This is a genomic window from Paracoccus sp. (in: a-proteobacteria) (assembly GCF_046462195.1).
Taxonomy (GTDB): Bacteria; Pseudomonadota; Alphaproteobacteria; order Rhodobacterales; family Rhodobacteraceae; genus Paracoccus.
On sequence record NZ_JBKGUN010000075.1, the window covers coordinates 1 to 9,332 of the forward strand.

General features: G+C 62.2%; 9 protein-coding genes. 5 read left to right on the top strand and 4 right to left on the bottom strand.

Annotated features, from left to right (window positions below; all coding sequences use genetic code 11):
- Positions 1 to 505: 505 nt before the first annotated feature.
- From ACLHHB_RS04805 to ACLHHB_RS04820, 4 genes are read right to left on the bottom strand one after another with little or no spacing between them, the layout of a single operon-like run.
- A complete protein-coding gene (locus ACLHHB_RS04805) occupies positions 506 to 1,762 on the bottom strand; it encodes an ABC transporter substrate-binding protein (protein WP_410217148.1) in 1,257 nt (418 codons plus the stop codon).
- Positions 1,763 to 1,811: 49 nt separating this feature from the next.
- Positions 1,812 to 2,867: an aldo/keto reductase gene (locus ACLHHB_RS04810; protein ID WP_410217149.1), complete on the bottom strand. Its 1,056-nt coding sequence runs from the start codon at positions 2,865 to 2,867 to the stop codon at positions 1,812 to 1,814.
- Between the two features lies 1 nt (position 2,868).
- Positions 2,869 to 3,213 (bottom strand): TIGR04076 family protein, encoded by a 345-nt coding sequence (locus ACLHHB_RS04815; protein ID WP_410217150.1) that lies wholly within the window; start codon positions 3,211 to 3,213, stop codon positions 2,869 to 2,871.
- Positions 3,206 to 3,964, bottom strand: coding sequence for a GntR family transcriptional regulator (locus tag ACLHHB_RS04820; protein ID WP_410217151.1), 759 nt, complete (start codon positions 3,962 to 3,964; stop codon positions 3,206 to 3,208). Before ACLHHB_RS04820 ends, ACLHHB_RS04815 begins: the two co-directional genes overlap by 8 nt.
- A gap of 142 nt (positions 3,965 to 4,106) precedes the next feature.
- Between ACLHHB_RS04820 and ACLHHB_RS04825 the strand changes: the two genes are divergently transcribed.
- The 5 genes from ACLHHB_RS04825 to ACLHHB_RS04845 are packed head-to-tail and all read left to right on the top strand — an operon-like array spanning position 4,107 to position 8,928.
- Complete coding sequence (locus ACLHHB_RS04825) at positions 4,107 to 4,823, top strand: ABC transporter ATP-binding protein (protein ID WP_410217152.1); 717 nt, start codon at positions 4,107 to 4,109, stop codon at positions 4,821 to 4,823.
- Complete coding sequence (locus tag ACLHHB_RS04830) at positions 4,820 to 5,554, top strand: ABC transporter ATP-binding protein (RefSeq protein ID WP_410217153.1); 735 nt, start codon at positions 4,820 to 4,822, stop codon at positions 5,552 to 5,554. The genes ACLHHB_RS04825 and ACLHHB_RS04830 overlap by 4 nt, the downstream gene beginning before the upstream one ends.
- A complete protein-coding gene (locus tag ACLHHB_RS04835) occupies positions 5,551 to 6,465 on the top strand; it encodes a branched-chain amino acid ABC transporter permease (RefSeq protein ID WP_410217154.1) in 915 nt (304 codons plus the stop codon). The genes ACLHHB_RS04830 and ACLHHB_RS04835 overlap by 4 nt, the downstream gene beginning before the upstream one ends.
- A complete protein-coding gene (locus tag ACLHHB_RS04840) occupies positions 6,462 to 7,448 on the top strand; it encodes a branched-chain amino acid ABC transporter permease (RefSeq protein ID WP_410217155.1) in 987 nt (328 codons plus the stop codon). The genes ACLHHB_RS04835 and ACLHHB_RS04840 overlap by 4 nt, the downstream gene beginning before the upstream one ends.
- Positions 7,441 to 8,928, top strand: a complete 1,488-nt coding sequence (locus tag ACLHHB_RS04845; protein ID WP_410217156.1) for an aldo/keto reductase — start codon at positions 7,441 to 7,443, stop codon at positions 8,926 to 8,928. Before ACLHHB_RS04840 ends, ACLHHB_RS04845 begins: the two co-directional genes overlap by 8 nt.
- Positions 8,929 to 9,332 lie beyond the last annotated feature (404 nt).

Consider the following 9,332-nt stretch of genomic DNA (forward strand, 5'->3'; position numbering starts at 1 on the left):
ATCGGCATCTTGTGCCGCCCCGCCCTGCCCCATGCAGGGAACCGAGCAATCTTCAGTCCTTACCAGCCGAGATAGCGTAAAATACCAGCCGCCGGGGGCGACATTGCTGGACAGAACAGTGCTACCAACTTTGGCCGCGGAGGCGCAGTGACAAGAACCACTTTGCCTTCAAGTAGATCATGTCGCGGTTTTCGTTTGACGCTTCCCCAAGCTTAGCTTGTAGCCTCAATGTTCTCTGGTTTGATCGGCAGACCTGGTATTCGTGAGTTCTGCTCTTAAGCCAGTTCGATCTTGATCGGGTCCAGCGGGAGGCCTCTGAAGTTTGCCGGCCACGTTTCGCCGGGGCCTGTGGGCAAGGCGCGCGTCAGTGTGCCGGTTATCTGCTCAGACATACAAGTCGCCGCAATCCATGTGGTTTGGTCACGGCATACTGGATCATCAATCGCTCCTGCGCGAGCAGGCTCCATTCCCAATATCCCGGATTGGGCGTGAAGCCTGCAGCAATTCAGTTTGTGATAACTTGCTTCACCTCGGCGACCTCTTCGGGTGACATCGTGCCGGTGGTCTCCAGCTCGCCGCCGGTGATCTTCCACAGGCGGAAGGGTCCGGTGATGTCGCCGTACTGGTCGAAGACCACTGGTCCAATCACGCCTTCATAGCGGATCTTCTCGCCGGCCTTGATCAGGTCGAGCGCCTTCTTGAATTCCTCGGGTCCCGCATGGATGGGCTCACCCTCGGTGCCTGTGACCTGCGGGATAGCATTGCGGATGGCCTCCGGCGAGGCTTCGCCGGCTTGAGCGATTGCCAGTGCGACAATGGCACCTGCATCATAGGACCGATCAGCGGCCGGCGCATCGGGCGCAATGCCACCGGAAAAATTGGCAAAGTTGTCGTAGAAGTATGTCGTCGATGCTGTTTCTGACGTTCCCGATGACGTCCCGTAGGCTCCGTCAAGATATTGTGCGCCGACCGCGGTAATGAAGTCTGAGGAATTCATCCCGTCGTTCAGCAGGAAGCTCTGTGGTCCGCCAGAAGAGATCCAAGCCCGCGCAATGGTCGCGCCATCCACCGGGTAGGAGATCAAATAAAGGCTCTCTGGATCCCCCTTCAGTGCAGCGGTCGCCTCAGAAGTGTAATTTGCCTGCTTCTCATTGTATGGGGTGGCAGATGTTATTTCTCCGCCCAAAGCCTCATATGCCTTCGTGAACTCGCGCATCATGTTGACGCCAAAGTCGTTGTTGACATGTATGATCGCCAGCTTCTTCATACCTTGGTTGATGGCGTATTGCGCCGCTGCGGTGCCCTGCAGGGCGTCTGACGTGATGGTTCGGAAGAAATAGCCGCCGGTCTTGCCCTCTTGCCCAAGCTGAGTAAGCGTCGGCGAGGAAGAGGCAGGTGACACCTGAACCACACCGGCGGGTCCGGTCACAGATGTCAGGATCGGGATCGAGACCGACGAGATGATGCCCCCGATCAGCACCGGGACCTTGCCGATGTTGACAAGCTGCGTGGCCTGATCGACAGCAACGTTGCCTTGGCTTTGGCTGTCACGGGTGTCGGAGGTAACCTTGCAGCCCAGAATGCCTCCGGCTTCGTTGATGTCACGGAAGGCCATGTCCACGGCCTTCGTCCCAGCCTGGCCATAGACGCCGGCAGGGCCGGTCAGCTCCATGACCATGCCAACCTTGACCGAGCAGTCCTGGGCCGCAGCCCCGGTCGCCAGGACGGCACAGGCCGCGGAAGCAAGGAAAAGCTTTTTCATTCCAGTGTGCTCCTGTTGGGAAAAGCCCGGTGCGGGCAAGTTTGGAGGCTCAGGCCTCTTCTTTGTTGAGATTGTACTTCATGATCGATCCGTGCCGCCCGTTGCGGTCGCGTTCCAGTTCATAGACATCGCCGTCCAGTTGGCAGGCATGAGCCAGAACAGCATCGATCGCTGCCATCTCTGCCTCCGTCAGGACAATCTTGCCGACCTGAAGGTTCGCTGCCAAATGGCTGCGATTGCGCGCGCCGACGATGACTCCCGCGACCTGCGGACGGGTCAGCACCGCGGCAGAGGCGACAGTCGCAATGTCGCAGCCATGGGTATCTGCAATGCTCCGCAGGGTCTCGAGCAGAGCCTGAAAGAGGTTCCAGCCGCCGATGTCCTCGATGATCAGCAGGTATTTCGTCAGCGAGCGGTTTTCCATCTTGCCCTGCGGATGGGGCCGGCCCAGCCACCTGTCGGACAAGAAGCCGCCAGCAACCGTGCCGTAGCAGAGAAACTGCATTCCCTCCCTGTCCGCCAGTGCGGCCATCCGCTTTTCTGGGCGACGGTCGAGCAGCGAATACTGGGTCTGAAGCGTAGACAACCGGACGCCCGCATTGAACATGGCCGCCACGTGATCAGTATTGAAGTTGGTTCCGGACAGAAGGTTGATCAGCCCTTCGTCCTGAAACTCCTTCAGCCAGATCGCGGCCTGCAGCCAGTCGCCCTGCGCGTAATCCCACCAGTGGAATTGCACCAGATCAAGCTGCTCGACCCCTAGGCGCTTGGCCGAACGGGCCACGGTCTCATGCAGCATCGGCCGGGTCAGCCGGTCCAGCTTGTCGAGGTCCGGCACGCATTTCGTGTGAACACGGATGTGCGATAGAGCCTCGGCACCATAGCAGCTGGCATATTCCGAGCGGAAGTTGCCGATGATCTCCTCGACACCGGTATAGATGTCGGCGCAGTCGAAGGTGGTGATCCCAGCTTCGGCGGCGGCGATCAAGTCCCTGACCGCCTCGGCGCGGTCGATCTGGCCATGCCCGCCGGCCAGCTGCCAGCCGCCGCGGATCACGCAGGAAATCTCGTAGCCGGGGGCCAGAGTGGTACGCGGCAGGGTCATGTCAGGTCTCCTTTGGCAGGGGAACGGCAGTGGTCTCCGCGTGGCTGAACCGACGCCTGCCGGTTCGGGTGATCCGGAACCGGGTCGAGCAGTTGGGATCAGGACAGGCCACCTCGGCGTCGGTGCTCATCCAGTCGTTGAGATGGGTGTCGCGCTGCTTTGCCGCCAGCAGGGGCAAGACTGCGGCCAGGGAGTAGATCGAGAAGCCTTGCCCCGGCGGCAGATGGAGCATCTCGCCGCGCAACTCGAACCAGTCGCCGGCTTTGGCATTGCAATAGATCGCGCCGCCTTCCGGCACCGTCACCTCAACCTTCAGGTCCCAGAGTTCGAAGCTGTCGTCATTCATCTCTGGCCTTTCTCATGTCGGTGCGGATCAGGTCGAAGGACTGCGTGATATCGGAATGGAGAGCAGCCACCGCGGCCTCAGCATCACGCGCTTCGAGCGCATCGATCAGCGCCCAGTGGTGATGCACCGCGGTCAGCGAAGGGTTGCGCCCATAGATGATCGCCGAAGCGCGCACGCAAGGGCTGGACTGCATCCACAGGCTGCGCACGATCGGCAACAGCACCTCGGACCCGGCGGCGCGGTAGATGGTGAAGTGGAAATCGTGGTTCAGGACGGAGGTCTCGGTGGCATGTTCCTCGTCCAACCTTGCAAAGGCGGCCTCGCAGGCTTCAGTCTGATGGCGCAGCAGTTCCAGCTTATCTACATCCATCTGCGGCACGGCAATGCGCACCAGCTCGCCCTCGATCAAGCATCGCGCCCGGGCAAGGTCATCAAGCCGAGCTTCCGTAATCAGCGGTACGCGCGTGGAGCGGTTCGGCATCACTTCCAGCGCACGTTCGGTCACCAGCCTGCCCAGTGCCTCCCGCACAGGCATCACTGATACACCCAATGTATCGGCAACCGCCTGCATCCGAAGAACCTGTCCAGCGGCAAAGGCACCGTGCATCAACGACTTTGTCAGTTCGTCATAGACCCGCTGCTGCAATGAAGCACGTCCGACCCGACGCAGTCCCGGAACCATTACATCATCTGTCAGGGCGCCACCCATCAAACATCCCGTCTCGTCGGTGCCCAATATTTCTGCTTGCATTGCCCTTTCATGTCAATAATCTTTGATCAAAGATATGAAATGCCGGCGGAAGACTGACTGCGGCAGATACAGGGATGATGCAATGGATACGACGCACGGCGCGGTCCTCGCGGCCCATGGTCTTTGTCGCAGTTTCCAAGGAATGCGTGCGGTCGATAACATGTCACTCTCGCTCGCCGCAGGAGAGCTTCTAGGGCTGATAGGGCCGAATGGCGCCGGCAAGACGACGATGTTCAACATGCTTGCCGGATCCTTGTCTCCGTCCGCCGGGCGGATCGAGGTCATGGGTGCCGATGTGACCGCTGAGGGCGCAGAGAAGCGCCTTGGCCGCGGGCTGGGCCGGACTTTTCAGATCCCCCGGCCCTTCCCGCAGATGACCGTGCTGGAGAACGTCCTCTGCGGTGCGCAGAAACAGAGTGGCGAGACCGTCTTCGGCGCGGCTTTCCGGATTGGCACCTCGCGCAGGGATGAGGCTCGCGCCACGGAAAAGGCGCGCCATATTATCGACTTCCTGCTGCTGACTCACCTGATCGACCAGCCCGCCAGCGTCCTGTCCGGAGGGCAGCGCAAGCTTCTGGAGCTGGCGAGGATCTTGATGGCCGATCCCAAAGTGATCTTGCTCGACGAACCCGCGGCCGGAGTGAACCCTTCTCTTCTGGAGCAGATCATGAGGCGGATCGCAGACCTCAACGCGCAGGGTGTCGCGATCCTGCTGATCGAGCACAACATGGACATGATGGCGCGGCTCTGTTCCCGAGTGGTGGTCATGGCGCTTGGGCGCGAACTGGCCCAAGGTACGCCTGATGCGGTAATCCGCGATCCGGAGGTCGTTCGCGCCTATCTCGGAGATGCCGCATGAATGACGTGATCCGCATCAGCGGTCTGTCGGCGGGTTATCAACCGGACCTGTCGATCTTGAAGGATGTCGACCTGACGGTGGGCAATGGCGAGTTCGTCGTGCTGCTTGGTCCAAACGGTGCAGGCAAGTCGACGCTCGTGAAGACCGTGGCGGGGCTGGTCCCGGTGCACGGAGGCTCGATCAGGCTGCGCGGCCTTGATATCTCCGCCGTGCCCGCGCATCTGCGCCTGAGGCACGGCTTGGCTTTCGTCCCGCAGACCGAGAACCTCTTCACCCAGATGACAATCCGCGAGAACCTGCAGCTGGCCGCGCAGATCCTGCCGAAACGCCAGCGTTCCGACCGCATCAGCGCCATGATGGAGACGTTTCCCGACCTTGCAGGTCGCGCAAACACCCGCGCGGGCAGCCTCTCGGGCGGGCAGCGGCAGATGCTTGCAGTAGCGCGCGCGCTGATCGTCGACCCGCAGGTCCTGATCCTCGACGAACCCTCCGCAGGCCTCTCGCCACTGATGGTGTCGAATGTCTTCGACCGCCTGCGCGAGATCAACGGTATGGGGATCACTATTGTTCTGGTCGAACAAAACGTGCGCGCGGGTCTTCAGGTCGCCAGCCGCGGCGTGATCCTCGTCGAGGGGCGGGTCGCCCATGATGCGCCCTCAGCCACGCTGGCCGACGACCCCGTTGTAGCCGAACTCTACCTCGGCAGCCATCGCAAGGAGGCGCTGGCATGATGTTGCAACCGATCATGGACGGGCTCGTGAACGGGGCTATCATCGGGCTCGGCGCAATCGGCGTCACCCTGACCTATTCGATCCTGCGCTTCGCCAACTTCAGCCATGGCGAGCTACTGAGTTGGGGGGCATACCTTGCGCTCACGATCAGCGGTGCGCTTGGGGCGTTGCTGCCGGGGCTGGGGACGCCTCTGGGTCCGTTCTCGTTCGGGTGGTCCGTTCCGATCGCCATGGGCGGATCGATCATCTTGACGGCGGTGCTGTCTCTGGCCGTGGACGGGCTGCTCTTCGGGCGGCTGCGCCGCTCAGGCGCAGTGACGATCATCCTTGTCATGGCATCCTTCGGTGCGGCGCTGGCGCTGCGCAACGCTCTGGAATTTCTTTACACCTCCAGTCCCCGGTATTTTTCGACTGCACTGCAGATCGGACGCGAGATCCTGCCGGGCCTGCGCGCCACGCCCGACCAGATGCTGGTCGTTGCGCTTGGTGCGGCTCTGGTTCTGCTGGTCCACCTGCTCTTGACCCGCACCGCCGCGGGCCGGTCAATGCGCGCAGTGTCAGAAGATCCGCAACTGGCGGCGCTGGTAGGGATCGATACCCGCGCTGTCATTCGCATGGTCTGGATCCTTGGGGCGGCGCTGGCCGCGGTGGCCGGGATCATGTCCGGCATCGTGGTGCAGATCCGTCCGACCATGGGCCATGACCTGCTGCTTCCGCTCTTTGCCGCAGCGATCCTCGGCGGCATCGGATCGGTTCCTGGGGCGATGCTGGCCGGGCTTGTTGTCGGGCTAGCCGAGGCGCTGACAGTACAATTCATCGGCGCGGAATGGCGAGCGGCGGTTTCGTTCGTCATCCTCGTCGCGGTCCTGCTGCTGCGCCCGCAGGGCATTTTCGGAAAGGCCTCAGCATGATCGACTTGCTGTCCTATGCTGCGTTCTTCCTGACCATGTCGCTGACATATGCGGTCATTTGCCTCGGCCTAAACCTCCAATGGGGTCAGACTGGCCTCTTCAACGTCGGCGTAGCAGGGTTCGTCGCCGTAGGCGCCTATGTCTCGGCAGTCCTAACGACGCCGCCGATCGAGGGTCGCATCGGCGGGTTTGATCTGCCGATACTGGTAGGGTGGCTAGGCGGAGGGCTCGGTGCGGGACTGCTGTGTCTTGTCATTGGCGCCCTGACATTGCGGCTGCGGTCCGACTACCTGGCGATCGCCACTTTCGGCGCGGCAGTGGTCATCCAACTGACAGTCTTGAATCTCGAGGCAATGACAGGCGGTCCCTTCGGCATCGGGTTCATCCCTCGCCCGTTCGGGTCGCTGCAGGGGAATACCGACCTCTTCTCATTGGCGAACCTCGTGGTGATGATCTTCACCGTTCTTGTCTGCTATGTCGTGCTGGAGCATCTGGTCCGCTCGCCTTGGGGTCGTGTCCTGCGGGCACTGCGAGAGGACGAGACGGCGGCCCGGGCGCTTGGTAAGAACCCTGTCACCTACCGGCTTCAGGCCTTTGCCATCGGTGGCTTCGTAATGGGAATAGGCGGCGCGGCGCAGGGTCATTTCATCGGTTTCATTGCTCCCGACAACTATCTGCCGATCCTGACCTTCCAGGTTTGGACAATGCTGATCGTCGGTGGCTCAGGCAACATGCGAGGTGCGATCCTCGGTGCGGTCTTGGTCTGGGCGATCTGGGCCATATCCGGCTCGGCCATCAGTTCGCTCTTCCCGACTGACCAGCAAGCGCGCGCCGCCTCGCTGCAGATCGTGATGATCGGTATCGCCCTATGTGTCGTGCTGCTGCTGCGCCCGCGGGGCATTCTGGGCGAAGCTGGCACACTGAGGCGACCTATCGCCCCGACCGCTCCCAAGATATCCCAAGGAACCAAGACAAATGCCTGACACGCCCCTGCAGACCGGCCCCTTCCCCGTCCTGCCGCGCACCGATCTCGCGCCAGGCCTGAACATCGCGCGGCTCGTTTGCGGGCTCTGGCAGGTGGCCGACCTCGAGAAGGGTGGCACCACTCTCGACCCTGTCCAGGCCGCCGATCGGCTCGAGGCATACGCCAATGCGGGTTTCGACAGCTTCGACATGGCCGACCACTACGGATCGGCAGAGGTGATCACGGGAGAGCTGACCGCCCGTCCCGGCATGTCGCGCGTTACTGCCTTCACCAAGTGGTGCCCGGAACCTGGCCCCATGACAGCCGAAATCGTCCGCGCCGGCATCCAGGATCGACTGGACCGGCTGCGCACCAAGCGTATCGACCTGCTGCAATTCCATTGGTGGAGCTTCGAAGACCCTCGTTGGCTGGACGCGCTGCGCGAGATCGAGGCGCTGAGGGCCGAGGGTCTGATCGGGGCCATCGGGGTGACCAACTTTGATGCCGCCCACCTCGATGTCGCGCTGGCCGAGGGAATCGGGATCGTCTCGAACCAGGTGAGCTTCTCGATCGTCGACCGCCGGGCCGCCGGTGCGCTGACTGTGCTGTGCAGGCGGACCGGGGTCAGGCTGCTGGCCTACGGCACCCTTTGCGGCGGCTTCATCTCGGAAAGGTGGCGGGGCCAGCCCGAACCGGTCGAGATCCCGGACTGGTCGCGCATGAAGTACAAGCGATTCATCGACGCAGCCGGTGGCTGGGAGCTGTTCCAGGAACTGCTCTCCGCGGTGCACGAAATAGGGCAGAAGCACGGCGTGTCGCTGTCAAATGTCGCCTCCCGCTGGGTTCTGGACACGCCCTCTGTTGCGGCGACCATCATCGGCGCCCGGATCACCGAGGCCGAGCATCGCGCCGACAACCTGCGCATCTTCGACTTCGCCCTTGATGCCGATGATCACGCCAGACTGAATGCAGTGTTTTCGCGGATGACAATGGTGCCCGGCGACTGCGGCGACGAGTACCGCAAGCCGCCGTTCCTGACGGCCTCTGGCGACCTGTCGCATCATCTAAACGCGATCCTCCCGTTGCATCCCTCCGTGGCTGATGCCGCCCTGCCCGACCGCGCCAGGGTTTTCACCGGCTCCAAGTGGGAGCCGCTTGCCGGCTATTGCCGCGCGATCAGGGTGGGGGGCCGCATTCTTGTGTCCGGCACCACGGCAACCCACGGCAACGATCACCCGGTAGCGCCCGGCAATGCTGGTGCACAAACAACCTACATTCTCGACAAGATTGGAGCCGCTCTGCGCGCCCATGGCGCCGGCCCCGAGCACGTGGTGCGCACTCGTGTCTACTTGACCGACGCTGACGACTGCAAGGCGGTTTCCATCGCTCACGGGCGCTTCTTCGGAAACTATCCGCCGGCCAACACTCTCTTGCAAGTCGCCCGACTGATCGGCCCCTACCGGGTCGAGATCGAAGCCGAGGCAGTCCTGACGCCATGATCCCTTTGTCAATTTGCCTCAGGTCAAGGTCATAGGGCCGGCCTCGGCCACCGGCAGAGAATGGCCTAGAACGGCCCAAAGGAAACCGTGCCACTCCGGTTCCGCAGACTGCCGTTCCAGCCTTTGGGCCCAAACGTGGCGGCTCAGGTTCAACGCGAACCTGACTGCCGAGTTCTCTGCTGTTCCTCCAAGCCTTGGTCTCCTGCGCCGATCCACTGCGGGGTGAAAGGCTCGCTCCATTTCCGCCCTGTGAGGTCAGCTCATCGATCTGAGTGGGTTGAGATAGGACCCGACGCAGCGACTGAGAATGTCGAAAGCCTCCAGGTCCACCAGCCGGCGGGTCAGGAGAACGGGGGCGTGCTTGGCCGATCCGGCCGAGGAACGGAAACACGCGCTGGTAGTCG

What these genes read in the sequence shown, in the direction of transcription:
- ACLHHB_RS04805 (WP_410217148.1), bottom strand. Translation starts at nt 1,762, where the DNA reads ATGAAAAAGCTTTTCCTTGCTTCCGCGGCCTGTGCCGTCCTGGCGACC.
- ACLHHB_RS04825 (WP_410217152.1), top strand. Translation starts at nt 4,107, where the DNA reads ATGCGTGCGGTCGATAACATGTCACTCTCGCTCGCCGCAGGAGAGCTT.
- ACLHHB_RS04845 (WP_410217156.1), top strand. Translation starts at nt 7,441, where the DNA reads ATGCCTGACACGCCCCTGCAGACCGGCCCCTTCCCCGTCCTGCCGCGC.
- ACLHHB_RS04835 (WP_410217154.1), top strand. Translation starts at nt 5,551, where the DNA reads ATGATGTTGCAACCGATCATGGACGGGCTCGTGAACGGGGCTATCATC.
- ACLHHB_RS04820 (WP_410217151.1), bottom strand. Translation starts at nt 3,964, where the DNA reads ATGCAAGCAGAAATATTGGGCACCGACGAGACGGGATGTTTGATGGGT.
- ACLHHB_RS04810 (WP_410217149.1), bottom strand. Translation starts at nt 2,867, where the DNA reads ATGACCCTGCCGCGTACCACTCTGGCCCCCGGCTACGAGATTTCCTGC.
- ACLHHB_RS04840 (WP_410217155.1), top strand. Translation starts at nt 6,462, where the DNA reads ATGATCGACTTGCTGTCCTATGCTGCGTTCTTCCTGACCATGTCGCTG.
- ACLHHB_RS04830 (WP_410217153.1), top strand. Translation starts at nt 4,820, where the DNA reads ATGAATGACGTGATCCGCATCAGCGGTCTGTCGGCGGGTTATCAACCG.
- ACLHHB_RS04815 (WP_410217150.1), bottom strand. Translation starts at nt 3,213, where the DNA reads ATGAATGACGACAGCTTCGAACTCTGGGACCTGAAGGTTGAGGTGACG.